Source organism: Streptomyces sp. AK010 (assembly GCF_014207295.1).
GTDB lineage: Bacteria > Actinomycetota > Actinomycetes > Streptomycetales > Streptomycetaceae > Streptomyces > Streptomyces massasporeus.
On record NZ_JACHCX010000025.1, the window covers coordinates 77,946 to 104,381 of the forward strand.

General features: G+C 72.4%; 26 protein-coding genes and 3 pseudogenes. 13 read left to right on the forward strand and 16 right to left on the reverse strand.

Translation table 11 applies throughout. The features are described from left to right. Positions 1–280 precede the first annotated feature (280 nt). The 8 genes and pseudogenes from HDC93_RS33490 (at position 281) to HDC93_RS33525 (ending at position 6,413) form a co-directional block, all read left to right on the forward strand. Positions 281–757: a MarR family winged helix-turn-helix transcriptional regulator gene (locus tag HDC93_RS33490; RefSeq protein WP_185014577.1), complete on the forward strand. Its 477-nt coding sequence runs from the start codon at positions 281–283 to the stop codon at positions 755–757. Positions 758–842: 85 nt separating this feature from the next. Beyond that, positions 843–1,448: a sulfite oxidase-like oxidoreductase gene (locus HDC93_RS33495; RefSeq protein WP_185014578.1), complete on the forward strand. Its 606-nt coding sequence runs from the start codon at positions 843–845 to the stop codon at positions 1,446–1,448. A gap of 7 nt (positions 1,449–1,455) precedes the next feature. Next, positions 1,456–2,211: a ferredoxin reductase gene (locus tag HDC93_RS33500; RefSeq protein ID WP_185014607.1), complete on the forward strand. Its 756-nt coding sequence runs from the start codon at positions 1,456–1,458 to the stop codon at positions 2,209–2,211. A 202-nt stretch (positions 2,212–2,413) separates the two neighbouring features. Further along, complete coding sequence (locus HDC93_RS33505; protein WP_185014579.1) at positions 2,414–2,995, forward strand: hypothetical protein; 582 nt, start codon at positions 2,414–2,416, stop codon at positions 2,993–2,995. Between the two features lie 252 nt (positions 2,996–3,247). Then, entirely contained in the window at positions 3,248–4,216 is a 969-nt protein-coding gene (locus tag HDC93_RS33510) for an acetylxylan esterase (RefSeq protein WP_185014580.1), read from the forward strand. A 193-nt stretch (positions 4,217–4,409) separates the two neighbouring features. Beyond that, positions 4,410–4,565 (forward strand): annotated as a pseudogene (locus HDC93_RS33515) (EstA family serine hydrolase); the annotation flags it as partial. 134 nt (positions 4,566–4,699) lie between these two features. Continuing rightward, positions 4,700–5,536: pseudogene (locus tag HDC93_RS33520) on the forward strand (GntR family transcriptional regulator); the annotation flags it as partial. Positions 5,537–5,591: 55 nt separating this feature from the next. After that, positions 5,592–6,413 carry an alpha/beta fold hydrolase gene (locus tag HDC93_RS33525; protein ID WP_185014581.1) on the forward strand — a complete coding sequence of 274 codons (822 nt, stop codon included), beginning with the start codon at positions 5,592–5,594 and terminating at the stop codon, positions 6,411–6,413. Here HDC93_RS33525 and HDC93_RS33530 read toward each other — a convergent pair. Together HDC93_RS33530 and HDC93_RS33535 are read right to left on the reverse strand one after the other, a co-directional pair. Continuing rightward, positions 6,379–7,158 carry a class I SAM-dependent methyltransferase gene (locus HDC93_RS33530; RefSeq protein WP_185014582.1) on the reverse strand — a complete coding sequence of 260 codons (780 nt, stop codon included), beginning with the start codon at positions 7,156–7,158 and terminating at the stop codon, positions 6,379–6,381. The genes HDC93_RS33525 and HDC93_RS33530 overlap by 35 nt on opposite strands. Positions 7,159–7,162: 4 nt before the next feature. Beyond that, on the reverse strand, positions 7,163–7,726 hold the full coding sequence (locus tag HDC93_RS33535) for a PadR family transcriptional regulator (protein WP_185014583.1): 564 nt from the start codon (positions 7,724–7,726) through the stop codon (positions 7,163–7,165). Between the two features lie 69 nt (positions 7,727–7,795). Between HDC93_RS33535 and HDC93_RS33540 the strand changes: the two genes are divergently transcribed. The 4 genes and pseudogenes from HDC93_RS33540 to HDC93_RS33555 all read left to right on the forward strand — a co-directional run. Continuing rightward, a complete protein-coding gene (locus HDC93_RS33540; RefSeq protein WP_185014584.1) occupies positions 7,796–8,194 on the forward strand; it encodes a nuclear transport factor 2 family protein in 399 nt (132 codons plus the stop codon). 70 nt (positions 8,195–8,264) lie between these two features. Beyond that, positions 8,265–9,092: a class I SAM-dependent methyltransferase gene (locus HDC93_RS33545; protein WP_185014585.1), complete on the forward strand. Its 828-nt coding sequence runs from the start codon at positions 8,265–8,267 to the stop codon at positions 9,090–9,092. A gap of 262 nt (positions 9,093–9,354) precedes the next feature. Then, positions 9,355–10,497 (forward strand): transcription termination factor Rho, encoded by a 1,143-nt coding sequence (rho, locus tag HDC93_RS33550; protein WP_185014586.1) that lies wholly within the window; start codon positions 9,355–9,357, stop codon positions 10,495–10,497. 173 nt (positions 10,498–10,670) lie between these two features. Further along, positions 10,671–11,471: pseudogene (locus HDC93_RS33555) on the forward strand (D-alanyl-D-alanine carboxypeptidase family protein); the annotation flags it as partial. Positions 11,472–11,482: 11 nt separating this feature from the next. Here the strand turns inward: HDC93_RS33555 and HDC93_RS38980 are convergent. Further along, complete coding sequence (locus tag HDC93_RS38980; protein WP_260419908.1) at positions 11,483–12,868, reverse strand: glycosyltransferase 87 family protein; 1,386 nt, start codon at positions 12,866–12,868, stop codon at positions 11,483–11,485. Further along, positions 12,865–14,259, reverse strand: coding sequence for a polyprenol phosphomannose-dependent alpha 1,6 mannosyltransferase MptB (mptB, locus tag HDC93_RS33560; RefSeq protein ID WP_185014588.1), 1,395 nt, complete (start codon positions 14,257–14,259; stop codon positions 12,865–12,867). Before mptB ends, HDC93_RS38980 begins: the two co-directional genes overlap by 4 nt. A 163-nt stretch (positions 14,260–14,422) precedes the next feature. On the opposite strand from mptB, the gene HDC93_RS33565 reads away from it, so the two are divergent. Further along, positions 14,423–15,178, forward strand: coding sequence for an alpha/beta fold hydrolase (locus HDC93_RS33565; protein ID WP_185014589.1), 756 nt, complete (start codon positions 14,423–14,425; stop codon positions 15,176–15,178). 28 nt (positions 15,179–15,206) lie between these two features. On the opposite strand, the gene HDC93_RS33570 is transcribed toward HDC93_RS33565, so the two are convergent. The 12 genes from HDC93_RS33570 to HDC93_RS33625 form a co-directional block, all read right to left on the reverse strand. Further along, complete coding sequence (locus tag HDC93_RS33570) at positions 15,207–16,139, reverse strand: glutaminase (RefSeq protein ID WP_185014590.1); 933 nt, start codon at positions 16,137–16,139, stop codon at positions 15,207–15,209. Between the two features lie 34 nt (positions 16,140–16,173). Continuing rightward, positions 16,174–17,583, reverse strand: coding sequence for an aspartate ammonia-lyase (gene aspA, locus HDC93_RS33575; RefSeq protein WP_185014591.1), 1,410 nt, complete (start codon positions 17,581–17,583; stop codon positions 16,174–16,176). Between the two features lie 121 nt (positions 17,584–17,704). Beyond that, positions 17,705–18,721 (reverse strand): asparaginase, encoded by a 1,017-nt coding sequence (locus tag HDC93_RS33580; RefSeq protein WP_185014608.1) that lies wholly within the window; start codon positions 18,719–18,721, stop codon positions 17,705–17,707. 32 nt (positions 18,722–18,753) lie between these two features. Further along, positions 18,754–20,196 (reverse strand): amino acid permease, encoded by a 1,443-nt coding sequence (locus HDC93_RS33585; protein WP_185014592.1) that lies wholly within the window; start codon positions 20,194–20,196, stop codon positions 18,754–18,756. Continuing rightward, on the reverse strand, positions 20,193–20,870 hold the full coding sequence (locus HDC93_RS33590; RefSeq protein WP_185014609.1) for a FadR/GntR family transcriptional regulator: 678 nt from the start codon (positions 20,868–20,870) through the stop codon (positions 20,193–20,195). Before HDC93_RS33590 ends, HDC93_RS33585 begins: the two co-directional genes overlap by 4 nt. Before the next feature lie 177 nt (positions 20,871–21,047). Then, positions 21,048–21,884, reverse strand: coding sequence for an undecaprenyl-diphosphate phosphatase (locus HDC93_RS33595; protein ID WP_185014593.1), 837 nt, complete (start codon positions 21,882–21,884; stop codon positions 21,048–21,050). A gap of 82 nt (positions 21,885–21,966) precedes the next feature. Beyond that, complete coding sequence (locus tag HDC93_RS33600) at positions 21,967–22,314, reverse strand: CrcB family protein (protein ID WP_185014594.1); 348 nt, start codon at positions 22,312–22,314, stop codon at positions 21,967–21,969. Beyond that, positions 22,311–22,691, reverse strand: a complete 381-nt coding sequence (locus HDC93_RS33605) for a DUF190 domain-containing protein (RefSeq protein ID WP_185014595.1) — start codon at positions 22,689–22,691, stop codon at positions 22,311–22,313. The genes HDC93_RS33600 and HDC93_RS33605 overlap by 4 nt, the downstream gene beginning before the upstream one ends. Then, entirely contained in the window at positions 22,688–23,143 is a 456-nt protein-coding gene (crcB, locus tag HDC93_RS33610) for a fluoride efflux transporter CrcB (RefSeq protein ID WP_185014596.1), read from the reverse strand. The genes HDC93_RS33605 and crcB overlap by 4 nt, the downstream gene beginning before the upstream one ends. A gap of 195 nt (positions 23,144–23,338) precedes the next feature. After that, positions 23,339–24,298, reverse strand: coding sequence for an SMP-30/gluconolactonase/LRE family protein (locus HDC93_RS33615; RefSeq protein ID WP_185014597.1), 960 nt, complete (start codon positions 24,296–24,298; stop codon positions 23,339–23,341). Between the two features lie 49 nt (positions 24,299–24,347). Further along, on the reverse strand, positions 24,348–24,605 hold the full coding sequence (locus HDC93_RS33620; RefSeq protein ID WP_185014598.1) for a helix-turn-helix transcriptional regulator: 258 nt from the start codon (positions 24,603–24,605) through the stop codon (positions 24,348–24,350). Between the two features lie 205 nt (positions 24,606–24,810). Next, positions 24,811–26,361 carry an arabinogalactan endo-beta-1,4-galactanase gene (locus HDC93_RS33625; RefSeq protein ID WP_398987414.1) on the reverse strand — a complete coding sequence of 517 codons (1,551 nt, stop codon included), beginning with the start codon at positions 26,359–26,361 and terminating at the stop codon, positions 24,811–24,813. Positions 26,362–26,436: the final 75 nt, after the last annotated feature.

Genomic DNA, 26,436 nt, shown 5'->3' on the forward strand with positions numbered 1-26,436 from the left:
GAGGCGGACGGTGCGGAAGGGGGGACGGCGGACACAGACGGCATGAGAAGCCCAGAGCCTTTCGGGAACCGAAGGGCGCTCCGGTGATCGCCTACGACCGGCGATCCGCGCGACGTCGAGAGGAGAGCACCCGAGCTGACACAGCGGTAATGGGTCTCACCTCCTCGGCTTCCGGCGGCCGGGCCCCTGCCCGGCCGGACGGCAACCCTACCCCGAGGGGCGGCCGACGGGCACGGCGACGGGGACACCGCCCCGGGCCGAGTGGTTGGGTTATGCAACCATGGAGGGAGCCGAGCAGCACCGTGGTGAGGGAGGTCCCGTGCACACCGACGACGCCGTCGAGACCATCCAGCGGGAGATGACGGTCTTCGCCCGCCGTGCCCGGGCCGCCGCAGGCCGGATGCACCCCGAGCTGTCGCTGGTGTCGTACACGCTGCTCGGGCATCTGGAGGAGGTCGGCGGATGCCGGGCCACCGACCTGGCCGCCCACTACGCCCTGGACAAGTCCACCGTCAGCCGTCAGGTGACCGCCCTGGAGCGCGCCGGCCTCATCGAGCGCCGCCCCGACCCGGCGGACCAGCGCGTCCAGGTGCTGCATCTGACGTGGGCCGGGCGGCACATCCTGGCCCAGGTCACCGAGAGCCGGCGGGCGGCGTTCCGGGAGCGCCTGACCGACTGGCCGGCGGAGGACCTGAGCCGGTTCGCCGAGTACCTCGTGCGCTACAACGCCTGGCCGGGCCCCGGCCGGGGGGAGTAGGAGGCACGCCCCGTACGGTTGAATACGCAATCACTGATCATCCGGCCCGGCGGGCACCGCCGGTCCGGCCCGGAGGCACCACCGCATGCACATCACCCGAGGCTTCACCGGGCGCCCGCGCGTCGCCGACCCAGGCCTGCCGCCCGGCCAGTACGACGCCGGCGACGACTGGCCCGTCCTGTCCGCCGAGGTCACTCCCGAGCTGGCGCCCGCCGACTGGACCTTCCGCGTCGACGGGCTGGTCGCCGAGCCCCGCACCTGGGACTGGGAGGAGGCGCACCGGCTGCCCCCGTCAGCGTACGAGGGCGCCATCCACTGTGTGACCAGCTGGTCGAAGTTCGGGGTGCGGTTCGCGGGAGTGTCCCTGGACGCGTTCCTGGACGTGGTCCGGCCCCATGGGTCGGCCACCCATGCCGTCGCCTACTCGCACACCGGCTACACCGCGAGCCTCCCGCTGGCCGACCTGACCGGCGGGCGCGCCTGGATCGCGTGGGAGTACGACGGCAGGCCGCTCGCCCCCGAGCACGGCGGCCCGGCGCGGCTGGTGGTGCCGCACCTGTACTTCTGGAAGAGCGCCAAGTGGATCGCGGGCCTGCGGATCCTCGACCACGACGAGCCGGGCTTCTGGGAGCAGAACGGCTATCACGAGCGGGGCAACCCGTGGGAGGAGCAGAGGTACTCCGGTGACTGAGACCGCCGTGACACAGACCTTCGTGCCTCCGACGCGGTTCGCCGTGCCCGGGCGCATCGCCGTGAGCGAGCAGGCCGCCTGCGAGTGGCAGGCCGCCACGGTCACCGAGATCCGCCGCGAGACCCCCCGCGCGGCCACCTTCCGGCTCGCCGTGCCCGGCTGGCCGGGCCATCTGCCCGGCCAGCACCTGATGGTGCGGCTGACCGCCGAGGACGGCTACACGGCCCAGCGGCACTACTCGATCGCGTCCGCGCCGGACGACTCCGGGCATGTCGAGCTGACCCTGGATCACGTGGAGGGCGGCGAGGTCTCGGGCTGGTTCCACAGCGTCGCCCGGCCCGGTGACCGGGTCGAGGTGCGGGGCCCGGTGAGCGGCTTCTTCGCCTGGCCGGGCGACCGGCCCGCGCTGCTCGTCGGCGCCGGTTCCGGCGTCGTACCGCTGATGTCGATGGTCCGGCACCACCGGGCACGGAACCTGACCGTGCCGTTGCGGCTGCTGGTGTCCGCGCGCAGCCCCGAGGAGCTCGTCTACGGCCGGGAGTTGGGTGCGGAGACCACACCTGTCTTCACACGGAGCGCGCCCGCCGGGGTGGCGGTCGGACGTATGGCGGCCGCACATGTGGCGCCGCTCCTGGCCGAGCAGCCCTCCGGTGGGTGGGAGGCCTATGTGTGCGGCTCCAACTCCTTCGCCGAGCACGCCTCCCGACTGCTCGTGACGGCCGGTCAGCCGGTGCACCGGATCCGCATCGAGCGTTTCGGCTGACCCCCGGTTTCGTCGCGGCCGTCCAGGGCACCCAGCCGCGGGCCGCTCCTGCCGTGGATACGGCCCCGGAGCGATCGATGTGCGCCGGAGGGGGTACCCCGTCCATGGAGGCACTCGCACGCATGGCGTGGCGCGGAGGGAGCGGGGCGCACCGCACGGCCGGTCCGGCCCTCCGGCCGCGGTGACGGCGAGGAGGTGGGCATTGCGTACCCGGTTGCGCGGCTGGCGTTGGCGGCGTAGTCCGCTGCGGCGCCGGTCGGATGTCCTTGAAGCGTGGACGGTGCTGGTGGTCGCCGTCCTCGTCCTCGCGGGCGCGCCCCTGGCCGGGGCGGCCGCCGCCTGGTGGGCCCACGACGAGGCGCGGTCGGTGGCGGCGGAGCAGCGCGCCGAGCGGCATCGTGTCCGGGCCGAGGTGGTCGGCACCACCGACTCGCTGCCGTCGGTGCAGGCCGGCGGGCAGCACGCGTACCGGGCGACCGTGCGCTGGACCGAGCCGGACGGAACCCGCCGCACCGCGACGACGCGGGTCCCCGCGGACACCGAGCGCGGCGAGACTGTCGACGCCTGGTTCGACGACCGGGGGCGGAGTGTTCTGCCGCCGGTGGACGGGTCGGCGGTCTGGCAGCACACCCTCACCATCGGTACCTGCGCCGCGGGCGGTGCGGTGCTCGTGGTGCTCTTCGGCCACTCCTTGGTACGCCGGGTGGCACTGCGGCGCCGGATGGCGGAGTGGGACCGGGCGTGGGCCCGTACGGAACCGGAGTGGACACACCGCCGCGCCTGAGACGCGGCAGCCGTCCCCCGAGGGCCTCGGGTACCGGTGAACACCGGGTGACCCGACCACTTGGCGCGTGACGCTCTCCCCGGCACCCTCACAAGGGCCTCGCTCCCACGCCTGTGACCAGCGCCTCGGCAGCACTGAGCGGACCGCGCCCCGGAGACGGACCGGAAAAAACCTGGCCGGTCCTCCGACCACCCACATAGTGTGATCATCCGCGTTGTCCGCGTAGCTGCTCCTCACCCAAGGCGGTCCTGCATGGCCCTGTTCGACCTTCCTCTCGACGAACTCCGCGAGTACCGCAGCGCGGCCACCGAGCCCGAGGACTTCGACGCGTTCTGGTCCAAGACCCTCCAGGAGGCGCGCGTTCACGACCTGGACGCCCGCTTCGAACCGGTCGACACGGGCCTGTCCACCGTCCAGGTCTTCGACGTGACGTACGCCGGCTTCGGCGGTCACCCGGTCAAGGGCTGGCTGACGCTCCCGGCCGGGGCGGAGGGACCGCTGCCGCTGGTCGTGGAGTTCATCGGCTACGGCGGCGGGCGCGGGCTGCCGCACGAGCACCTGCTGTGGGCGTCCTCGGGCCGGGCGCACTTCGTGATGGACACCCGCGGGCAGGGCAGCGCCTGGGGCGGGGGCGGCGGCACGGCGGACCCGGTGGGCGGGGCGCCCGCGTACCCCGGTTTCATGACCCGCGGCATCGACGCCCCGGAGAACTACTACTACCGCCGGGTCTACACGGACGCGGTGCGTGCCGTCGAGGCCGCCCGCTCGCACCCCCTCACCGACCCGGCGCGCACGGTGGCCGTCGGTTCCAGCCAGGGCGGCGGCATCACCATCGCGGTCGGCGGCCTGGTCCCGGACCTGGCGGGTATCGCGCCGGACGTGCCGTTCCTGTGCGACTTCCCGCGCGCGGCGACGCTCACCGACCGGCACCCGTACCGGGAGATCGGCCTCTACCTCAAGACGCACCGCGGCCGCACCGAGGACGCCCTGCGCACGGTGTCCTACTTCGACGGCGTCCACTTCGCCGCCCGTGGCCGTGCCCCCGCGCTGTTCTCGGCCGCCCTGGAGGACCAGACCTGCCCGCCCTCGACCGTCTTCGCGGCCTTCAACGCCTGGGACCACGAGGACAAGTCGATCGAGGTCTACGACTTCAACGACCACGAGGGCGGCGGCCCCTACCAGCAGGCGGCCAAGCTGCGCTGGATGCGCTCGTACATCTGATCCGGCCGTTCACCGCCGGCGGACTTCCACCCGGTCCGACCAGTCGGTACGTTCATCGCGCCCGGGCCGCGACGCGGCGTCCCGGGCCCGGGACGGTCGACGGAGGGGCTCATGTCCGAGAACGAGGCACAGGTGCACGGTCACTGCGACGCGCGGTTCACCGCGGTTCGCGAGGCGTTCGAGGAGAACTTCCCGCGCTTTCGGACACGATGCCTTCGGCGGCTCCTGCGGGCTCGCCGACCCGGAGGCAGGGGTGTCCGTCGGCTATGTGATGAACCGGATGGGGCCCCGTATCGCCGACGACCCGCGAGAGACGGCGCCGCTCGACGCCCTGTACGGCGCGCTGTGAGGGCGGGCGCGGGCGGGCCGGGTTCGGCCGAACCGTCCGGTCGCCCTTCCCGGATGGTTCAGACCAATGCTGGATCTGGTGGCGCACCGAGCCCGAAACGGCTACCGAACGTCACCCACAGGAGGGGCGGCACGGCCCGCACCACCCCGCACGACCCCCGCGCCGTCCGAGGGAGAACCCCTGTACCGCCGGATCGCGACGCAGCTGCTCGGCGAGCTGCGCGACGGCACCATCCCACCCGGTGAACGACTGCCGAGCGAACGGCGGTCGGCCGGTCACCTGGGAGTCAGCCGGGAGACCGTACGCGTCGCTGGAGCTGCTTCGCCGCGACGGCCTGGTCACCACCGGCCGGCGCGGCAGCCACGCCACCCTGCCCGGCCCGCCGGTCGAGACCCCGGCGTCGCTCACCTTCCCGGTCGGCGCCGGCCCCGCGGCCCCGGGCGCTGTCGGCCACGCCACCGTCGCCTGGGAGGCGCCCCGGCCGGACCACGCCGAGGCCCTGGGGCTGTCCCCCGGCAGCCCGGCCCTGATCCACCGCTACCGGTACGCGACCGCCGACGGGCAGGGCCTGCGGACCGCCGTGACGCCGTTCTCCGCCGTGGCGCCGGCGGAGGTGGAGGATCCGGACCTCCCCCACTGCCTGAACGGCGTGGGAGGTGCCCCCATCCGCGACCGCGCCGACGGCACCGCCGCAGCGCAGCTGCGCCGGGCACGACTGGATGCGCCGGGCCGGCCCGACCCTGCACCACCGCGACGCCCTCACCCGCCTCGCGAACGCCCCGTCGGTACGGGTCACCCGGCAGGTGCACGACCAGTACGCCCGCCCGCTGGAGATCACCGATCTCGTGGTGGACGCCCAACAGGACGCGCTGGTCTACGAGTTCACCCTCCCGGTCCGCGCCGCGACACCCGCGGCCGACCGTGGCCCGTCACCCGTTCGACGGACTGCCGACGCGGGTTTACGGGGATGACGGAGATCATCGAGACACGGCACGTCTCCCCCAGGCGACCCCCGAGAGGATCCCCATGACCACGTTCACGACGTCCGATGGAACCGAGCTCTACTACAAGGACTGGGGCGCGGGGCAGCCCGTGGTGTTCAGCCACGGCTGGCCCCTCAACGCGGACGCGTGGGACGGGCAGGCCCGGCTGGTCGCCGAGCACGGCTTCCGGGCGATCGCGCACGACCGCCGCGGACACGGCCGTTCGGGCCAGCCGTGGCAGGGCAACCACATGGACCGGTACGCCGACGACCTGGCCGAGCTGATCGAGGCACTGGACCTCACCGGCGCGGTCCTGGTGGGCCACTCCACCGGCGGCGGCGAGGTGGCCCGCTACATCGGGCGGCACGGGACGGCGCGGGTCGCGAAGGTCGTGCTGCTCGGTGCGGTGCCGCCGCTGATGCTGCGGACGGAGGCCAATCCGGAGGGCACACCGAAGGATGCCTTCGACGGGATCCGCGCCGGCGTCGCGGCGGACCGCTCGCAGTTCTACTGGGAGCTGAGCGAGACCTTCTACGGCTTCAACCGGCCCGGCGCAGCCGTGTCGGAGGGCGTGCGGCGGGCGTTCTGGATGTGGAGCATGCAGGCCGGTCTGAAGGGCGCCTACGACTGCGTCGCGCAGTTCTCGGAGACCGACTTCACGGAGGACCTCGGGCGCATCGACGTGCCGACGCTCGTCGCGCACGGGGACGACGACCAGATCGTGCCGATCGCCGCCTCGGCCCACCGGACCTCCCAGCTCGTCAAGGACGCGACGCTGAAGGTGTATCCGGGCGCTCCGCACGGCCTGGTCGGCGACTTCGACAAGGCGTTCAACGACGATCTGCTGAACTTCCTGCGCGGCTGAGGTGCCCCGGCGCCGGGGCCCGGCCCGGCAGCCGGGCCATGACGAGCCGCACCCGGGGGCTGCCGTCCGGCCGCCGCCCGAACTCCGGGAGCGGCTGGAGCTCCACTCCAAAACCGGCTGCCTCGAGTTCGCGCCGTACGTCTCCGAGGCGGAAGGCGCGGTAGTACATGACGAACTCGGGCCGCCAGAGCGCGTTGCGCACCCGCATGACGGTGTCGAAGCCGAGCAGCGTCCAGTAGCCGAGTGAGCCCGGGCGGGGCGGGGCGAGCAGCGGGAACGCGAAACAGCCGCCCGGCCGCAGGACGGACCGGACCTGTGCGAACAGCCCGGGCAGTTCGCGGGGCAGGAAGTGACCGAAGGCCCCGAAGCTCACCACCAGGTCGAAGGCGGGGGCGAAGGGCAGGGCGCGGGCGTCGGCCCGGACCCAGGAGACCTGCGGGCCCCGCACCCGCACCCGCTCCCGGGCGACGTCGAGCATGCCCGCGCTGAAGTCGACGCCGGTGACGCGCTCCCGGCACACCCGCTCCAGCACCTCGACGCCCGCACCGGTGCCGCAGCACAGGTCGAGCCCGGCGTCGAAGGGCCCGGTCCGCCGCAGCGCCGACCCGACGGCGTCGAGGACCGCGTCGGGTGTCCGGAAGGGCGTGTGGTCGAACTTCGGCGCGAGGAGGTCGTAGCCGCGCTCGACGGACGACAGCGCCTGGACGGCGAGTTCACGCAGACTGGGGCCTTCGGGGCTGAACATCGGCTCAGCCTAGGGGAGCCCGCTGCGTCAGGACGGTGAGTACGCGCTCGCACCAGCGGAGGTTCTCCTCCTCGAAGCCGATGCCTCCCATCAGGGTGAGGTAGGGGCCGACGCGGTCGGTCTCCCGGAGGTACTCCTCCTCGCTGCGGCCGGCCAGGAGGCGCTCGCGCACCCGCCGGTAGCGGGCGAGCTTGCCGCGGGCCCACGCCTCGCGCTCCTCGACCAGCGCACGGGTCGCGTCCGGGTCCACGCCGTCCATGGCCTGGATCTTGATGAGGAGTTCGTCGCGGATGGCGGCGGGCCGCCGGGGCGGCGCGGCGGCGAACGAGCTCAGGTCCTCGCGGCCCGCCTCGGTCAGCGTGAACATGCGCTTGTCGGGGCGCCGTTCCTGGCGCACCACCCTGGCCTCGATCAGGCCGTCCTGCGCGAGGCGCTCCAGTTCGCGGTAGAGCTGCTGCGGGGTCGAGGCCCAGAAGTTGGCCAGCGACACGTCGAACAGCTTCGACAGCTCGTACCCCGACGCCTCGCCCTCCAGGAGCGCCGCGAGAACGGCGTGCTTGAGAGACATGTGGACACCGTACCAACGGGTGACTAATCTACTCCGCACCTACTCAACAAATTGACTAAGGCGGATTCGATGCGTGCATTCCGTGAGGCGGTCGAGAAGCTCGACCTCGACGCCGCCGAGGCGCTGCTGGCGCCGGACGTCGTCTTCACCAGCCCGGTCGTGTTCAAGCCGTACGCCGGGAAGGCGATCACGGCCGCGATCCTGCGGGCCGTCTCCGGGGTCTTCCAGGACTTCCGCTACGTGCGCGAGATCAACGACGCGAACGGCCGCGACCACGCCCTGGTCTTCATCGCGCGCGTGGGTGACCGGGAGATCAACGGCTGCGACTTCATCCATCTCGACGAGAACGGGCTGATCGACGAATTCACCGTGATGGTGCGCCCGTTGTCCGGGGCCCAGGCCCTCGCGGCGGCCATGGGCGAGCAGTTCGAGCGGATCGCCGAGGAGGCGCGCGCCCGCTCGAACTGAGCGACACCTCCGCAGATCCGTTTCCCGCGTTCTCCCGGCGCCCGCGGCCGGTTCAGGGTTGGATGTCCCCATGACGTCCGCCGAGCACGACCGGCTGATGCGGGCCAACCAGGCGAACTGGGACGCCCGCACGCCCGTCCATCTCGCCAGCCGCTTCTACGGCCTCGACCAGGACCTCGATCCCGAGCGCTGGTTCGCCCCGTTCGAGTGGGAGGACCTCGGCGAGCTGGCCGGGCGTGACGTGCTGCACCTGCAGTGCCACCTCGGCACGGAGACCATCGCCTTCGCCCGGCGCGGCGCCCGGGCCGTGGGGCTCGACTTCTCCGGGGCGTCCGTGGCGGCCGCCCAGGACATCGCGGCGAAGGCCGGCGCCGATGTGACGTACGTCCGGGCGAACGTGTACGACGCCGTCGAGGCCCTGGACGGGCGGCGGTTCGACGTCGTCTACACCGGCAAGGGCGCGCTGTGCTACCTCCCCGACCTGGACCGGTGGGCGCGGACCGTCGGCCGGCTCCTGCGCCCCGGTGGCCGGCTGTACGTCGTCGAGTTCCATCCCCTGCTCAACGCGCTCGGACCGAAGCCCGCCCCGGGCGAGGGACCCGAGCTGCTCCTGCGCCACGACTACCTGGGCGGCGCCGGAGCGGTGCACCGCAACGGGACCCACACCTACACCGACGGCCCGGCCGTCGAGGGCGCCACGGACAGTTACGAGTGGATGCACGGAATGGGCGAGGTCCTGGGCGCGTTGACGGATGCGGGACTCGCCGTGCGGCGGTTGCGGGAAGGCGACGAACTTCCCTGGCCACGCTGGCCGCAGATGGTCCGTACGGCATCGGGCTGGTGGCGCCTGCCCGAGCCGCGCATCCCATTGCTGTACGGGCTGCTGGCCACACGCTGACCCACCCCCGCTGAAGGTAAGCCCACCCACATCCGCCGCTTTCGGTGGTACATTGCGAAGAGCACTCGTGCACGCCCCTCTTTGTGGGCGCCGGTGCCGTTCTTCATCTCTCTCCTTCATTTCCAGCACCACGACGTGTTCGTCGTATCCGAGGTGCTGTTCCCCCGCCGCCCGGAAGCGCGCCACAGGCCCTCCCTTCGCGGCTCTCTCCCTCCCCTTCGCACGTCTCATGCCTGCCGTCCGTGAAAGGACACCCACCACCATGACCACCACACTCGAAAACCCACCCGTACAGCAGCAGTCCCCCGCCCGGACCGTGTCCGGCGTCCTCGACGTCGACGCGAACGGGAAGGGACACCTGCGCGGCAAGGACTGCCTGCCCACGCCCACCGACGCCCTCGTCTCCCCGGCGCTGATCCGCCGGTACGGCCTGCGCAAGGGCGACCTCGTCGAGGGCGTGACCGGCGACCGGCTCGCCCTGAGCGACATCGCACGGGTCGAAGGCCGTACACCCGGGGACCCGCGCGGCCGGCGCCACTTCCGGGACCTGACGCCGCTGCACCCGCACGAGCGGCTGCGACTCGAGCACCCGGCCGCCGGACCGGCCGGACGCGTCGTCGACCTGATCGCCCCCGTCGGCAAGGGCCAGCGCGGGCTCCTCGTGGCCCCGCCCAAGACCGGCAAGACCGTCCTCCTCCAGCAGCTCGCCGCCGCCGTCACCGGCAACCATCCCGCGTGCCGGCTGATGATGCTGCTGCTCGACGAGCGGCCCGAGGAGGTCACGGACATGCGGCGCTGCGTGCAGGGCGAGGTGTACGCCTCGACCTTCGACCGCAGCGCCAAGCAGCACATCGCGCTCGCCGACCTGGTGATCGAGCGCGCCAAGCGGCTCGTCGAGGCCGGTGAGGACGTCGTCGTCCTCCTCGACTCGCTGACCCGGCTGTGCCGGGCGCACAACAACGCGGCCGTCTCCGGTGGCCGCATCCTCACCGGGGGCGTCGACGCGTCCGCGCTGACCGGCCCCAAGCGGTTCTTCGGCGCCGCCCGGACGGCCGAGGAGGGCGGTTCCCTCACCATCCTCGCGACCGCCCTGGTGGAGACCGGCTCCCGGGCCGACGACTTCTACTTCGAGGAGCTGAAGAGCACCGGCAACATGGAGCTCCGCCTGAGCCGGGACCCGGCGTCGCGCCGCGTGTTCCCGGCCGTCGACATCACCCCCTCCGGCACCCGCCGCGAGGAACTGCTGCTGCACCCGGCCGAGTTGGCGGCCGTCCACGGCCTGCGGCGCGTGCTGCAGGGCCGGGACGGGCAGGGCGGTCTGGAGACCCTCCTGGAGCGGATGCGCGAGACGCCGGACAACGCGACGTTCCTGCGGCGCATCCAGCCGACGCTGCCCGGGGGCTGACGCGAGGAGATCAGCCATCCGGGTGCCGGCGCGCGCCGAGCGGCCCCGTCGTCGCCCTGAGGGGCATGTCCGTTTTCTACTTTGATCGTATGATCATCGGATTCTCTTCCCGGGTGGCCGTGTCGGCCGGTGCGCTCGGCATGGCGGGGCTGCTGGCGCTGATGCCCACGGCGATGGCCGACCCCGGCGGGGCGGAGCCCACTCCGCCGGGCGGGCCGAGGGCCGCGGCCCCGCACCCCTCGCTGCTGTACCGACCCGGCACCCAGGTCCGCCCGCGTACCGGAGTGACGCGCCTCCCGGAGGTCTCCGCGCTGTCCTGGCTGGTGGCCGACGCCCGTACCGGAGAGGTGCTCGCCGCCCACAACGCGCACCGCAGGCTGCCTCCGGCCAGCACCCTGAAGACCCTGTTCGCCCTCACCGTGCTGCCCGGGCTGCCGGCCGGCGCCCGGCACACCGTCCGCGAGCGGGAGCTGCGGGGCATCGGTGCCGGCAGCAGCCTGGTCGGGGTCGCCGAGGGCCGCACGTACCGGATCTCCGATCTGTGGCGCGGTGTCTTCCTCAACTCGGGCAACGACGCCGTGCACGTCCTGGCCGAGCTCAACGGCGGCTGGCAGGTCACCGCCCAGCGGATGCAGGCCAAGGCCCGGTCCCTCGGCGCCCACGACACCCACGTGGTGTCACCCGACGGCTACGACGCACCGGGCCAGGTGTCCTCGGCGTACGACCTGGCCGTGTTCGGCCGGGTGGGGCTGCGCAACCCCGACTTCGCCCGGTACTGCGCCACCGTCGAGGCCAGGTTCCCCGGCGGCGGCAACGGGTCGTACCCGATCCTCAACACCAACCGGCTGCTGAGCGGCGCCAAGGGGGTGAAGCCGTACCGGGGGCTGATCGGCATCAAGAACGGCTACACCAGCAAGGCGGGCAGCACACTCGTCGCCGCGGCGCGCCGGGACGGGCGCACCCTGGTCGTGACGGTGATGAACCCTCAGGAGGGCGGCGGGTCCGCCGTGTACGAGGAGGCCCGTTCGCTGCTCGACTGGGGCTTCAGGTCGGGCGGCCGGGTCGAGGCGGTGGGCTCGCTCGGCGCGCCGGGCACGTCCGCGCTGCCGACCGCGACGACGCCGCCCGCGGTCGCGGCGGCCGTACCAAAGGAGCACGGGTCCATCTGGACGGAGGCGGGGATGATCGCGGGCGCCGCCGGTACGGGCGCGGCGGTCGTGGTGCTGGTGCTGCGGCTTCCGGTCCGCAGACCCCGGCGGAGCTGACCCACCGGCAGCCACACCAGCAGGCCCAGGGTGATCCAGGCGTAGGTGTTGCTGCCCAGGAACCCGTCGACGCCGGACGCGTCGTCGGACCACAGCCACACCACGCTCGTGCACAGCACGGCGTACAGGGCGCCCGCCACCCGAAGGCGCCCCGCGCGGACCAGCACGGCGAAGGAGGGCAGCAGCCACACGAGATGGTGCACCCAGGTGATCGGGCTGACGAGACAGGCGGCGAGGCCGGTCAGGGCGAACGCCGCCGTCCAGTCCCCCGCCGCGACCGCCCGGCGGGCCCGCACCGCCCACACGCCGAGTATCAGCAGCACCGCCAGGGCCCACACCGCGCGGTCCGGTTCGCCGAGCCGGGCCAGGACGCCCTGCACCGACTGGTTCGAGACGTAACCGAGGCGTCCGACCCGGTCGGTGTCCCACAGCGCCTGGGTCCAGTAGAAGCGCGAGGCGTCCGGGTCCACCCAGGCGGCGAAGGCCGTGGCACCGAGGGCCACGGCCGTGGCGACGGCAGCCGCGCGCCGGCGTCCGGCCACCAGCAGCAGACCGATGAACAGCGCGGGCGTGAGTTTGATCGCCGCCGCGAGACCGATGCCCACGCCCGCCAGGCGTCCGCGCCCGGTGGCGAGCAGCGTCGCGTCGGTGAGGACGAGCGCGAGCAGCAACAGGTTGACCTGGCCGAAGCTGAGGGTGTCGCGGAGCGGTTCGAACAGGGCCAGCAGACAGGCGGTCAGCGCCCAGCCGAACCAGCCGTGACGCCGCCGGTCCGGTCCGGCGAGCAGCCGCAGGATCACGGCCAGGGCAGCCAGGTTGAGCAGCAGGGCCGCGGCGATCGCGATGGGCAGCCCCAGCAGGGCCATCGGCAGCATGGCGACCGCGGCGAACGGCGGGTAGGTGAAGCCGTACGTCGTGCCGGGCACCCGGTAGTCGTAGAGGCGGCCGTCGTGGTGGACCCAGGAGTCGATGCTGCCGTGGTAGACGCGCAGGTCGAACCAGTCGCGCAGCAGCGGCACGGTCGCGGTGAAGACCGTCACCAGCGTGGCGAGGGCGAGCACCAGCAGCAGTCGGCCCCGGTCGGTGCGGGGCAGGGCCGGGGTCATACCGCGCGTCCCAGCGCCGGGGCGAGTTCGGCCTGGTGGGCCTGCCACAGCACGACGACCGCGAGTGCGCCGCCGGAGACGGCCAGCACGAGCTGCCCCGTGTCCGCCGGGCCGCCGCTGGGCAGCACGCTCAGCGCGAGCACGCCGGTGACGGCCGCCGTGCGGTGGCGTACGGACGTACTCGGCGCGGCGGCGGCGATGAGGAACAGGCCCCACAGGGCGTACCAGGGGCGGATCGCCGGCCCGAGCGCGGCCACCGCCGCCAGGGACAGGCCGAGCGCGTACACCGGCCTGAGGCGCAGCCGCAGCCAGATCAGCGCGATCGCGAGCACGGCGGCCACGATGCCCAGCGCGTGCCAGGCGGGGACGGCCAGGGGCGCGAGATCGCTGCCGAGGTGCTCCAGCAGGGCCCGGGTGGCGCGGCCGAGGAGGGTGGTCAGGGCCCAGTTCTGGGGTGAGGCGGGGGTGTTCAGGGCGCCGATCCAGCCGTATCCGGTGCCGGCCACGGCCGTCGCGGCGACGGTGGTCCCGGCCGCCGCGACGGTGGTCGTCACAAGGGCCTTCGCCGGACTGCGGCCCGCGCGCACCTGGAGGGCGACGACGGCGGCGAGACCGAGCACGGCGGGCGCCTTGACCAGGGCGGCGAGGGTGACGAGTACGGCGCCGAGGACCGGCCACCGGCCGAGCGCGGCGACCAGGCCGACGCCGAGCAGGCCGAGCATGACGGCGTCGTTGTGGGCGCCCGCGACCAGGTGCAGCAGGACGAGCGGGTTGAGGGCGCCCAGCCACAGTGCGGCGGACGGGTCGGCACCGCTGTGCCGGGCGAGGCGGGGCAGTGCTGCCGCCATCAGGGCCACGCCGGCGAGGGCGACGAGCCGCATCCCGAACAGTCCGGCGGGCAGTTCACCCCGGGTCAGACCCGACAGCGCCGCCGCGCCGGCGAGGAACACCGGGCCGTACGGGGCGCCGGTGTGCCGCCAGAGCGGGGCGACCTCGTCGGCGAGCGGACCGCCGAGCCGGGCCGGCCCGTGCGCGTAGACGTCCAGGTGCGCCTCGACCATCGCCCCCTGGGCGAGGTAGCTGTAGACGTCCCGGCTGAACAGCGGCGGGGCGAGGAGCAGCGGGGCCGCCCAGATGGCGAGGACGAGCAGCAGGGAGCGGGGCTCCGGTGGTCGCGGCCCGCGGACCAGCCGGCCCAGCAGCAGCCAGGCCGCGATCAGCAGGACGACGCCGAAGTACACGCCGACCAGCCCGAGGGCGGCACGGACGGAAGCCGGGTGGAGAAGGTCCTCCACGGGCAGGGCGCCGGCCGTCTCACCGCCCAGGGCGAGGCAGGAGGTACCGGCCAGGCCGAGTACCTGGCAGCGGCGGAGATCGACGGGGAAAGCCATGGCCAACACTCGGGCAGCGTGTCAACGGCGGATGGCCGAGAGAGGACGCTCTCCTCTCCGAAGGGCGGCCTGCTCGTGACCGGCCGGTGATCACCGGCCGATGAGTTCCCGCCGCGGCGGGAACCCTACCGGCATCGGCGCACCGACGAACGGACGTGATCCCATGACCACCGGCTCCGCATACGCGAAGGTCAGCGGCCTGGAGATGTACTGCGAGCTGCACGGCCCCGACAGCGGGCGGCGGCCCCTGGTGCTGCTGCACGGCGGTGTGATCGGCCTGTCCTTCGGGGCCGTGCTGCCGGCCCTCGCGGCCACGCGCCGGGGCGTGGCTCCCGAGTGGCAGGGCCACGGGCACACGGCCGGCATCGAGCGGGCGATGAGCGTGCCGGACCTCGCCTCGGACGTGGTCGGCCTGCTGGAGGAGCTGGGCATCGGCCGGGCGGACTTCCTCGGCTTCAGCCTCGGCGGCCTGACCGCCCTGGAGGTGGGGGTGCGCCGCCCCGAGCGCGTGGGACGGCTGGTCCTCGCCGCCACGCACTACCGGCAGGACGGCTACTACGAGGAGGTCCGGGACCCCGAGTACGCCTCACCGCGGCTGCCGAGCCGGGCCGACTTCCAGGAGATGGCCGAGGCCTACGCGGCCGTCGCGCCGGACCCCGGCCACTTCGATGCCTTCATGGCCGGGTGCGGAACCGCGGCGCACGCCCCGCTGCCCTGGACCGCGGACGACCTGCGGGGCCTCGCGGCGCCCACGCTCCTGGTGCTGGGCGACACGGACTTCCTGCGCGTCGAGCACGCCGCCGAGATGCGGGACCTGATCCCCGACGCCCGGCTGGCGGTGCTGCCGGACACCACGCACATGGCGCTCATGAAGCGCACGGATCCGCTGCTGCCGATGCTGGAGGAGTTCCTCCGCTGAGGACCCCTGGGCGGTGGGGCACCGCCGGTCAGAACACCGACAGACCCGTCAGGGTGGTGAAGCGGTCGAGCGCCGCCACGCCCGCCACCGAGTTGCCCCGCTCGTCCAGGCCCGGGCTCCACACGCACAGAGTGCAGCGGCCGGGTACGACCGCGATGATGCCGCCGCCGACGCCGCTCTTGCCGGGCAGGCCCACGCGGTAGGCGAAGTCGCCCGCCGCGTCGTAGGTGCCGCAGGTCAGCATGATCGCGTTGATCTGCTTGGCCTGGCTGAGGGTGAGCAGGCGGGTGCCGTCGGCGCGGATGCCGTGCCGGGCCAGGAAACCCGTGGCGAGGGCGAGGTCGGCGCAGGACGCGGCGAGCGAGCACTGCCGGAAATACTGCTCCAGGAGCATCGGGACCGGGTTGTCGATGTTGCCGTACGACGCCATGAAGTGGCCGAGCGCGGCGTTGCGATCGCCGTGGGCGGTCTCCGAGGCGGCGATGTCCTCGTCGAAGGCCAGGCCGGGGTTGCCGCTCTCCGCCCGCAGGAACGCCAGCAGTTCCCCCGAGGCGTCGCCGGTACGGGTGTGCAGCCGGTCGGTGACGACGAGGGCGCCCGCGTTGATGAACGGGTTGCGGGGGATGCCGTTCTCGTACTCCAGCTGGACGAGGGAGTTGAAGGGGTTGCCGGAGGGCTCGCGGCCCACGTGCTCCCACAGGGCGTCGCCCTCGCGGGACAGGTCGAGGGCGAGGGTGAAGACCTTGGTGAGGGACTGTGCGGAGAACGGCTGCCGCCAGTCCCCCACCCCGTACACCGTGCCGTCGAGGTCGGCGACGGCCATGCCGAAGCTGCGCGGGTCGCAGGCGGCGAGCGCCGGGATGTAGTCGGCGGGCCTGCCGCGGCCGGGGGTCCGCTCGATCTCCTCGGCGATGCGCTCCAGGACCGGCTGGAAGGTCGTCGTCGACGTCATGATCGCCATTGTCCCTCCGCCGGTCCCGGTGCGCTCTCGTGGGTCAGGCCGGGGCCTGACCGCTGCCTGCCAGGACCTCGGGGCGCAGCAGGCCGGCGAGGGTCTCGGCGGGCAGCAGGCCCTTCTCCAGGACGAGTTCGGCCACGCCCCGGCCGGTGGCGAGGGCCTCCTTGGCGATGTCGGTGGCGGCCGTGTAGCCGATGTGCGGGTTGAGGGCGGTGACCAGGCCGATGGAGTTCTCGACGCTCGCGCGCAGCGCCTCGGTGTTGGCGGTGATGCCGCAGACGCAGCGCTCGGCCAGGGTCAGGCACGCGCTCTGCAGATGCGTGATGGACTCCGACAGGGAGTGCAGGATGATCGGCTCGAAGGCGTTGAGCTGGAGCTGTCCGGCCTCGGCGGCCATGGTGATGGTGACGTCGTTGCCGATGACCTCGAAGGCGACCTGGTTGACGACCTCGGGTATGACCGGGTTGACCTTGCCCGGCATGATGGATGAACCGGCCTGCACGGGCGGCAGGTTGATCTCGCCGAGGCCGGCGCGCGGGCCGGAGGACAGCAGCCGCAGGTCGTTGCAGCTCTTGGAGAGCTTGACCGCGATGCGCTTGAGCACGCCGGACATCTGTACGAAGGCGCCGCAGTCCTGGGTCGCCTCGACCAGGTTGGCCGCCGTCACCAGAGGCAGTCCCGTGATGGCCGCGAGGTGGCGGCGGGCGGCCTCGGCGTATCCGGCGGGCGCGTTGAGTCCGGTGCCGATCGCGGTCGCGCCGAGGTTGATCTCGTGGATCAGCTGGACGGCCTCGGCGAGCCGGGCCCGGTCCTCGTCCAGCATGACGGCGTACGCGGAGAACTCCTGCCCCAGGGTCATGGGCACCGCGTCCTGCAACTGGGTGCGGCCCATCTTGAGCACGTCGCGGAACTCGACGGCCTTGTGGGCGAACGTGTCCTGCAGGACGGACATCGCGTCGAGCAGCCCGCCCACGGCGAACACCGTCGCGATCTTGACGGCGGTCGGGTAGACGTCGTTGGTGGACTGGCCGAGGTTGACGTCCTCGTTGGGGTGCAGGAACCCGTACTCGCCCTTGGCGTGGCCCAGCAGTTCCAGCGCCCGGTTCGCCACGACCTCGTTGGCGTTCATGTTGGTGGAGGTGCCGGCGCCGCCCTGGACGACGTCCACGACGAACTGGTCGTGCAGCTTGCCGTCGCGGATCTCCCGGCAGGCCTCGACGATGGCGGCGGCCTTCTTCGGGTCCAGCAGACCGAGTTCCTCGTTGGCGAGGGCGGCGGCCTCCTTGACGGCGGCAAGCGCGTCGATCAGGTGCGGGTAGGCGGAGATGGGCATCCCCGTGATCGGAAAGTTCTCCGTGGCCCGCAGGGTGTGCACACCCCAGTACGCCTCGGCGGGAACGTCACGGTCGCCGAGCAGATCGTGCTCGGAGCGGGTGGCCTCGGTCATGACGGTGAGGGTCCTCTTTCTGAGGGAAGTGAGGGTGGGTGCGCGCCCTTCAGGGACGCGGGGAACTGCGCGGTCAGCCCCGTGCGGCCCGCGGCCGCCGGTGGCGAGATCGGGCACGGCGTCAGGCGCGGGCCGAACCGGCGACCGGCTCCAGCGAGCGAACGGGCCGCACTCGCCCGACCTCCCGGCCACCGCCCAGCAGCGGCTCTCCCTGGAACTCGGCGAGCAGCTCCGGGTCGACACCGGCCCAGCCCAACGCGGCGGCGGTCACCGGGACCCGCGCCCGGTTCGCCCCGTCGGCGATCTTCACGGCGACGGCCCGCCCGTCGGGCAACGCGGCGACCTGGACGCCTTCGAACCCGTCCTTGGACAGCAGCCCCGGCACGGCCCGCATCAGCGCGGCGACGTCCCGCCCGGAGCCGGAGGCCATCTCCGCGTGCTCGCGCATGGCGTCGGCGACCCGGGCCTCGGGCGTGCCCGGCGCGGCCGTGGCGATCCGGGCGGTGGCCCGGGCGAGGCCGTGCAGGGAGACGGAGAACAGGGGCGCGCCGCAGCCGTCGACGGTGACTTGGGCGATGCGCTGCCCCGTGAGGTCCTCGACGATCTCGGCGATGGCCTGCTGGAGGGGGTGATCCGGGTCGAGGTAGTCCTCCAGGGACCAGTCGTTGAGCAGGCAGGTGTAGAGCATGGCCGCGTGCTTGCCGGAGCAGTTCTGGGCGAGCCGTGAGGGCAGCCGGCCCTCGCGCACCCAGGCGTCCCGGACGACCGGGTCGAACGGCAGGTCCGCGACGTTGCGCAGGTGGTCCTCGGTGAGTCCGGCGAGTTCGAGGATGCGCCGGGTGCCGGCGAGGTGGCGTTCCTCGCCGGAGTGGCTCGCCGCCGTCAGGGACAGCAGCTCACCGTCGAGCGGCAGCCCGGCCCGGGCCATGGCCACGGCCTGGACGGGCTTGATCGCGGAGCGGGGGTAGAAGGCGGCCTCGATGTCTCCGATCTGGAGCCGGACCTCTCCGTCGGCGTCGAGGACGACGACGGAGCCGTAGTGGATGCCTTCGACGATTCCGCCGCGGACGAGGTGGGCGACGGGGGCGTGGACGGGTTCACGGACAAGGGGTGCGTCCGCGAGTGAACTGCTGAACATCACTGCCTGCTTCTCGTGGAGCGGCGCGTTCCTCACGCGTCGGCTCCGGTGGTTGACTTGCGCGCGACACGGCCGCGGATGCCGAACCATCCGGCGACCAGGGCTCCGACGATCAGCGGCAGACACAGCACGGTGGTGCGTCCCGCGCCGCCGTCGGCGTACATGAGGACCAGGACGGAGGCGAGGAACGCCAGCGTCACGATCTCGGTCCAGGGTGAGCCCGGGAGCCGGTAGCCCGGGCGGGTCAGCTCGCCCCTCTGGGTCTTCTGCCAGAAGAGGAGGTGACAGATCATGATCATGCCCCAGGTGGCGAGGATGCCGATCGCGGCGAAGTTCAGCACGATCTCGAACGCCTCGGCGGGCACGACGAAGTTGAGTCCGACGCCCAGGACGCAGATGGCGCTGGTGAGCAGGATGCCGCCGTAGGGGACCTGGCTGCGGCTCATCACGGAGGTGAACCTGGGGGCGGATCCGGCCATGGCCATGGAGCGCAGGATGCGGCCGGTGGAGTAGAGGCCGGAGTTGAGGGAGGACATGGCGGCCGTCAGGACGACCAGGTTCATCACGCCGCCGGCTGCCGGGACGCCGATGTTGGACAGCACCGTCACGAAGGGGCTCTCGCCGGCGGTGTACTTGTTCCACGGCAGCAGCATCGACAGCAGCACGACCGAGCCGACGTAGAACACGCCGACGCGCCACATGATCGAGTTGATCGCCTTCGGCATGATCTTCTCGGGGTTCTGGGTCTCACCGGCGGCGACGCCGACCAGCTCGACGGAGGCGTAGGCGAAGACGACGCCCTGGATGATCAGCAGCATGGGCAGCAGGCCGTGCGGGAAGACTCCGCCGCTGTCGCCGATCAGGGACGGGCCGGGGGTGTGGCCGTCGACGGGGTGCTGGGTGACCAGCAGGAAGATGCCGATACACATGAAGACGACCAGTGCGCCGACCTTGACGATCGCGAACCAGAACTCCAGCTCGCCGAAGATCTTCACCGAGATCAGGTTGACGGTGAGGACGACCGCCAGGGCGATCAGCGCGATCACCCACTGGGGTATGTCGGAGAACATGCCCCAGTAGTGGGTGTAGGTGGCGACGGCGGTGATGTCGGCGATGCCGGTGGTCGCCCAGTTGAGGAAGTACATCCAGCCGGCGGTGTAGGCGCCCTTCTCCCCCATGAACTCGCGTGCGTAGGAGACGAAGGCGCCGGAGGAGGGCCGGTACAGCACGAGTTCGCCGAGCGCGCGCACGACGAGGAAGGCGAAGAGGCCGCAGACCGCGTACGCGATGAAGAGGGAGGGGCCGGCGTCGGCGAGGCGTCCGCCCGCGCCGAGGAAGAGACCGGTGCCGATCGCTCCGCCGATGGCGATCATGTTGACGTGCCGGGACTTCAGGGACTTGCTGTAGCCCTCGTCTCCGGCATCGACATGGACCGAACGTTTCTGCACCTCGTTGTGCAGGGACTGCTCGCTCACGCCTCGGGTCCGCCTTCCGTGGGGGTGACCGTGCGCGATGAACGCACGATGTCGGTGAGGGTCGTCTCGACGCGGTCGAGGTGGTGGGCCATGGCCTCCACCGCGTCGTTCTCGGAACCGTCGATCAGCGCCTCGACGATCGCCCGGTGCTCGCGGTTGGACTGCTCGCGGCGGCCGCCCAGCTCGTTGAGGAAGGCCGACTGGCGGGCCAGCGCGTCCCGGATCTCCTCGATGACCCGGCGGAAGACCGGGTTCTGGGCGGCCTCGGCCACGGCGAGATGGAACAGCGTGTCCATGGCGACCCACGCGGTGGTGTCCGTCTCCCGCTCCATCCGGTCCAGCAGGTGGGCCAGGTGGTCGAGGTTCTCCGGGGTGCGGCGCCGGGCCGCGTACCCGGCGACCGGGATCTCGACATGGCGGCGCACCTCCAGCAGGTCGCTGGCCGCGTAGTCGCCGAAGGTGGGGTCCTCCACGGTGCTGGCGACGACGAAGGTGCCCTTGCCGGTCCTGGACACGGTCAGACCCATGGTCTGCAGTGCCCGCAGCGCCTCGCGCAGCACCGGCCGCGAGACCTCGAGGGTGCGGCACAGCTCCGCCTCGGAGGGGAGCTTGTCGCCGATGGCGTACTCGCCCCGTTCGATGGCGCCGCGCAGGTACGCCAGCACCGCTTCCATGGCACTGACGCGTCGCACGGGCTGTCCGGCTGTCCGGCTGTCTGACAGGTTCACGGGAGAGATACTCCGGGCGAAGGCTCGAGCTGTCAAGGGTGGGGCGCCCCCGAAGGGGCGCGGGGAACTGCGCGGCAGGCCACCATGGCGCCGCGCACAGCCACGGCGCCCCCGGCAGGCCACTCAGCTGTGCAGAACCCCGGCCCCGAGCAGCCCGAACAGCAGCACGCCCACCACGGTCCGATAGATCACGAACGCGTTGAACGAATGCTTGGCGACGAACTTCAGCAGCCAGGCGATGGAGGCGTACGCCACGACGAAGGAGACGACCGTGCCGACGGCGAGCGGGGCGGCGCCCACCCCGGCGCCCAGGGCGTCCTTGAGCTCGTAGAGGCCGGCGCCGGTCAGGGCGGGGATGCCGAGGAAGAAGGAGAGGCGGGTGGCGGCGACGCGGTCCAGGTCGAGGATGAGCGCGGTGGACATGGTGGCGCCGGAGCGGGAGAAGCCGGGGAAGAGCAGGGCGAGGATCTGGGAGCTGCCGACCAGCATCGCGTCCTTGAACGAGGTGTCGTCCTCGCCGCGCTTGTGCCGGCCCATCTGGTCCGCCGCCCACATCACGCCGCTGCCGACGATCAGCGAGCCGGCGACGACCCACAGTGAGGCGAGCGGGCCCTCGATGAGCGGCTTGGCGGCCAGTCCCACGGCGACGATCGGGATGGTCGCGCAGATGACCCACCAGGCGAACTTGTAGTCGTGGTGGTACCGCTCCTCGCGGTCGCGCAGGCCCCTCCCCCAGGCGGAGACGATCCGCACGATGTCCTTGAAGAAGTACACGAGCACCGCGGCGATCGCGCCGACCTGGATGACGGCCGAGAACCCGACCACGGCGTCGTCGCCGACGGGGATCCCCATCAGTCCCTCGACGATTTTCAGATGGCCGGTGGAGGAGACTGGCAGGAACTCGGTCACCCCCTCGACGGCTCCGAGGACGACGGCCTGACCGACGCTGATGACGCTCATGGGATCCAGTTCTGTTCGGGGGGCGGAAGCGGAGGGGACCGTCTTACTACACCCGGACGAGAACGGATCTCATGGACGCGCCTCACAGACGCGCCAGTGCCGCCCCCGCGAGGGCCGCGGCGACACCGGCGGTCACACTGCCCGCGACGTTGAGGGCGGCCCGCAGTCGCGCCCCGGTCTCCGCCAGCCGCAGCGTCTCGTAGGAGAACGTCGAGTAGGTCGTGAGGGCCCCGCACAGGCCGGTGCCGAGCAGCAGCTGGAGGTGGGTGGCGGCTCCGGTGAGCAGGCCGAGGATCAGGGAGCCGGTGACGTTCACCGTGAAGGTGCCCCAGGGGAAGACCGAGTCGTGCCGCGCCTGGACCGCCCGGTCGGTGAGGTAGCGCAGCGGGGCACCGACCAGGGCGCCGCCGACGACCAGCAGCCAGTTCACAACGACTTCTTACCCTTCGCGTCCGTCGTGCCGGGCGTGTCGTCCCGGCCCGTGTAGCGGATGACCTCGCAGTCGTCGAGCGTCACCAGCCCCTCGGTGACCAGTTCCTCGAGCTGCGGCAGGAAGGCGCGGACCCGTGGCTCGGTGTCGACGATCACCACGGCGACCGGCAGGTCCTCGCTCAGGGACAGCAGCCGCGAGGTGTGGATCAGGGAGGAGGCGCCGAAGCCCTCGATGCCGCGGAAGACGCTGGCGCCCGCGAGTCCCGCCGCGTGGGCGCGGTGGACGATCTCCGAGTAGAGGGGCTTGTGGTGCCAGGTGTCGCGCTCGCCGACGAAGACGGTCAGGCGCAGGGCCCTGCCGGTCAGCCTCGTCATCGTCGCCTCCCTTTCAGGACACGGCGGGTCGTCCCGGCCGCGAGCCACACCGCCGTGAGCGCCGCGAGCGGGGTCGCGGCGAGGTAGGCCAGCCCGGTGCCGGGACGGCCGCCGTCGATGAGTTTCTGGATGTCGACGGCGTACGCCGAGAAGGTGGTGAAGCCGCCCAGGACCCCGGTGCCGAAGAAGGGCCGGACCAGGGGGTGGGCGGTCCGGATCTCTGTGATGACCACCATGAACACGCCGATCACGGCGCAGCCGGCGATATTGATCCCGAGGGTCGTCCAGGGGAATCCGCCCGGGGACGTGGGCCACCAGAGGGAGGCCGCGTACCGGGCGGTCGCGCCCGCTCCCCCGCCGAGCGAGACGACCGCGACGACGGGCGCCTGGGCACGCCAGGGGGACGGGTGGGGCGCGGTCGCAGGAACGCGGAGGCCTTCGCCGGCTGTCATGGGGTGTCCGTCTCCTACTCGCCGGGGCCCGGGGTCGTACGGGCGCGTGCCGTCGCAAGTAGGGACCGTTGGCGGCGTCCTTGCCGCGGTTCGGGTACGGCGGGCCCCACCGCCGCGCCGCGACGGGGTCACGGCCGGAGTTCAGGTTAACCCCGGGGGCGGGGCGGGGTCACTCCGAGGCGGGCGGGGTGCGGGTCACTTCGCCGCGGGCGGCTCGCAGACCGCCACGCCCCGTTCCCAGATGCTGCCGAGGATCAGGTGCCCGCCCGCTTCGCAGACGCTGGTGGGCATGCGGTAGCCGGAACGGCGGCGGGCGAGGTGGTGCACGACCCGGCCCTCGTCGTCGAAGGCCTGGACGGCGATCGCGCCGGTGGGCCGGAACGGGGCGCGTACGGCCAGGCGCGCGGCGGCGGCGCGGACGCCGGGCGCGCTGCGGTGGAACAGGTCGAGGGCCGGGACGCGGGGCCCGGCGAGCGCGACCCAGATCGGTCCGTCGGGCGCGCCGCGCCAGAGGTTGTCGGGCATGCCCGGGAGGTTCTCGGCGAACGGCTCGCTCCGCCCGGCCTTCGGCCCGGTGAGCCACAGGCGCAGCAGCCGGCAGGCACCGGTCTCGGCGACGACGAGGAAGGACTCGTCCGCGCCGGCCGCGATGCCGTTGGCGAACTGCAGCCCGTCCAGCACCACCTCGGGTGCGTCCGCGCCGGGGGCGAGCCGCAGCAGCCGTCCCGTACCGGTGTGTTCGACGATGTCGCCGATCCACTGCTCCAGCGGGTAACGGCGGCTGGAGACGGTGAAGTAGACGCTGCCGTCGGAGAGGGCCACGGCGTTGCTGCAGAAGCGCAGTGGCTCCCCCGCCACCGAGTCGGCGAGGATCCGGACCGTGCCGTCGCCGGTGTCGACGCGCAGGAGTCCGCGTTCGGCGTCGCACACCAGCAGGTCGCCGTCCGGGAGGAGTTCGAGCCCGAGCGGCCTGCCGCCGGTCTCGGCGATCACCTCGACGCGGGCCGCGACCGGGTCCCCGAGGGCGTCGAGACGCAGGATGCGGCCGTCCGCGACGCCGGTCAGGACACGGCCGCGCGGGTCGGCGACCACGTCCTCGGGGCCGGGGCCCACCGCGACGTAGTGGCGGGGTACGAGTGCCGTGGGACGGTCCATTGCGCGTGTGTCCTTCACCATCGGGGGCGATACCGGTGTACCGGGTCGCCTACCAGCCCTTCTCAAACATCCGGGCGACTTCCGCGATCCGCATGTCGTCGCGGTGGTAGTGCACACGGCCCGCGGACCTGCTGGTGCGCAGCATGCCGGTCGCCTCCAGCAGCCGCAGATGGGTGACGGCGACCGGGCGCGGCATCGAGAACCGCTCGGCGACGGCATCCGCGGTGACACCGTCCGCCGCGGGACCGGGTTCCTTCAGCCAGGCCAGGATGCGCAGCCGCGTCTCGTCCGCGGGTGTCCTCAGCATGTCGTGCCCCTGCCTCGCGGCTTCGCCCTCTCACCGCGTCTTCCCACTGTCTCGCAGCCGAGACCGCCGCGTGAGGGCTTCGCCGTCGTTGACCGATACCGAACTTCCCTGCCGGGGGCGGAGTTCGGACAGACGAGCGAGGAGAGGGCGGGGCCCGGGAAGCCGGGCCCCTCTCCCGTGGACTCAGCGGTGGCCGGGCGTCGGCTCAGCGGTGCCGGAACCAGGACATCGACGACAGCGCCCGGTCGTCGTAGCCGAACAGCGCCTGGTTCTCCCAGGCGTTGCCGGACGCCGCGTCGGTCGGGTCCCAGCCGTTGCCGCCGACCGCGGTCCAGGTCGCCTCCCAGTAGAAGGCGCCGAGCCCGCGGCCGTTCGGGACGGCCTCCACGATGCTCATCATGTCGTTCATCCACCGCGTCTGACCGGCCACGCTCGCCGGGTAGCCGGCGACGAGTTCGTCGCCGGTGTCGATGATGTTCTCGTGCGCGTCCTCGCTGTCCAGGCGGAACGGGTAGGCGGTCTCGGCGACGAAGACCGGCTTGCCGTAGCGGGCGGCCGCGTCGTCGAGGGTCGTCTGGAAGTCGGCCAGTGTGCCGTGCCAGTAGCCGTAGAACGACAGGCCGATCGCGTCGAACGTCACGCCGTGGGAGCGTGCGCTGTCGAACCACCAGCGGGTGCCCTCCAGGTCACCGCCCTCGGCGAGGTGCAGGGCCACGGTGGTGGAGGAGCTGACCGCCTTGACGGCGTCGTAGCCGGAGTTGAGCAGACCGGCCAGCTGCGTCCAGTTGGAGGTGGAGCCCTCGTTCCAGAGCATGCCGCCGTTGATCTCGTTGCCGACCTGGACCATGTCGGCGGTGGTGCCCTGCGTCTTCAGGGCGTTCAGCACGTCGTACGTGTGGTTGTACACGTCCGTCCTCAGCCGGCCGTAACCGTGTCCGGCCCAGGCGGCGGGCTTGTCCTGGCGTCCCGGGTCGGCCCAGAAGTCCGAGTAGTGGAAGTCGACCAGCAGCTTCATGCCCTGTGCCTTGACGCGCTTGGCCGTGGCCAGGACGCGGGCCTTGTCGTTGTAGCCGTCGGCCGGGTTCACCCAGACCTTGAGGCGCGCGTAGTTCATGCCGTTCGACTTGAGGACGGCCAGGGGGTCGGCGGCGGTGCCCGAGCTGTTCCGGTAGACGCCGCCCTTGGCCTCGCTCTTGGCCAGCGACGAGACGTCGGCACCCTTGATCGGCGTACCGGACGTGCCGGACGCGAAGGTCAGGTCGTCGACGTTGATCCAGTTGCCCGCGTTCGCGTCGCTGTTGACGCTGATGGTGCACTGGCCGGCGGTCACCTGGACAGGCACGACGATCCGGAGCCAGCCGCTGGCCGAGACCGGCAGGTCGGTGCGCTGTTCGGCGCCGCCGCAGTTCTTCAGCGCGAGGTACGCCGACTTCTGCCCGCCGCCGGAGCGGACCCAGGCGGTGAGTTTGTAGTTCCCGTTGGTGAGTCCGGACAGGTACTGGTACGTCTCCACCTTGTAGGCCGACGAGGACCAGTGGCTGAGGCGGTGGCTGCCAAAGTGGCCGCCGGACTCGGCGAACGAGGCGCCGGTGTCGCCGTATTCGGACCAGCCGCTCGGGGTCGCGGCGCCCGCACCGTCGGCTTCGAAGCCGCCGTTGGCCAGGGTGCTCGCGGCGTGGGCGGTGCCGGTGGGCAGGGCGGTGAGGGCGAGGCCCGCGGCGAGCGGGAGCAGCAGGGCCCTGAGAGGGCGTTTGATGTAGCCGAATTGCCCTTTAAGTTCTAGTAAGTTCCTCGCCAGGTTGGCGTGGTCTCGTCCGTTATGCGCTTGGCG

Coding starts and splice junctions, on each gene's coding strand:
- HDC93_RS33565 (WP_185014589.1), top strand. CDS start 14,423: ATGACCACCGGCTCCGCATACGCGAAGGTCAGCGGCCTGGAGATGTAC.
- HDC93_RS33525 (WP_185014581.1), top strand. CDS start 5,592: ATGACCACGTTCACGACGTCCGATGGAACCGAGCTCTACTACAAGGAC.
- mptB (WP_185014588.1), bottom strand. CDS start 14,259: ATGGCTTTCCCCGTCGATCTCCGCCGCTGCCAGGTACTCGGCCTGGCC.
- HDC93_RS33580 (WP_185014608.1), bottom strand. CDS start 18,721: ATGTTCAGCAGTTCACTCGCGGACGCACCCCTTGTCCGTGAACCCGTC.
- HDC93_RS33615 (WP_185014597.1), bottom strand. CDS start 24,298: ATGGACCGTCCCACGGCACTCGTACCCCGCCACTACGTCGCGGTGGGC.
- HDC93_RS33495 (WP_185014578.1), top strand. CDS start 843: ATGCACATCACCCGAGGCTTCACCGGGCGCCCGCGCGTCGCCGACCCA.
- HDC93_RS38980 (WP_260419908.1), bottom strand. CDS start 12,868: ATGACCCCGGCCCTGCCCCGCACCGACCGGGGCCGACTGCTGCTGGTG.
- HDC93_RS33530 (WP_185014582.1), bottom strand. CDS start 7,158: ATGTTCAGCCCCGAAGGCCCCAGTCTGCGTGAACTCGCCGTCCAGGCG.
- HDC93_RS33540 (WP_185014584.1), top strand. CDS start 7,796: ATGCGTGCATTCCGTGAGGCGGTCGAGAAGCTCGACCTCGACGCCGCC.
- HDC93_RS33570 (WP_185014590.1), bottom strand. CDS start 16,139: ATGGCGATCATGACGTCGACGACGACCTTCCAGCCGGTCCTGGAGCGC.
- aspA (WP_185014591.1), bottom strand. CDS start 17,583: ATGACCGAGGCCACCCGCTCCGAGCACGATCTGCTCGGCGACCGTGAC.
- crcB (WP_185014596.1), bottom strand. CDS start 23,143: ATGACAGCCGGCGAAGGCCTCCGCGTTCCTGCGACCGCGCCCCACCCG.
- HDC93_RS33605 (WP_185014595.1), bottom strand. CDS start 22,691: ATGACGAGGCTGACCGGCAGGGCCCTGCGCCTGACCGTCTTCGTCGGC.
- HDC93_RS33595 (WP_185014593.1), bottom strand. CDS start 21,884: ATGAGCGTCATCAGCGTCGGTCAGGCCGTCGTCCTCGGAGCCGTCGAG.
- HDC93_RS33590 (WP_185014609.1), bottom strand. CDS start 20,870: ATGGAAGCGGTGCTGGCGTACCTGCGCGGCGCCATCGAACGGGGCGAG.
- HDC93_RS33490 (WP_185014577.1), top strand. CDS start 281: ATGGAGGGAGCCGAGCAGCACCGTGGTGAGGGAGGTCCCGTGCACACC.
- rho (WP_185014586.1), top strand. CDS start 9,355: ATGACCACCACACTCGAAAACCCACCCGTACAGCAGCAGTCCCCCGCC.
- HDC93_RS33535 (WP_185014583.1), bottom strand. CDS start 7,726: ATGTCTCTCAAGCACGCCGTTCTCGCGGCGCTCCTGGAGGGCGAGGCG.
- HDC93_RS33510 (WP_185014580.1), top strand. CDS start 3,248: ATGGCCCTGTTCGACCTTCCTCTCGACGAACTCCGCGAGTACCGCAGC.
- HDC93_RS33545 (WP_185014585.1), top strand. CDS start 8,265: ATGACGTCCGCCGAGCACGACCGGCTGATGCGGGCCAACCAGGCGAAC.
- HDC93_RS33620 (WP_185014598.1), bottom strand. CDS start 24,605: ATGCTGAGGACACCCGCGGACGAGACGCGGCTGCGCATCCTGGCCTGG.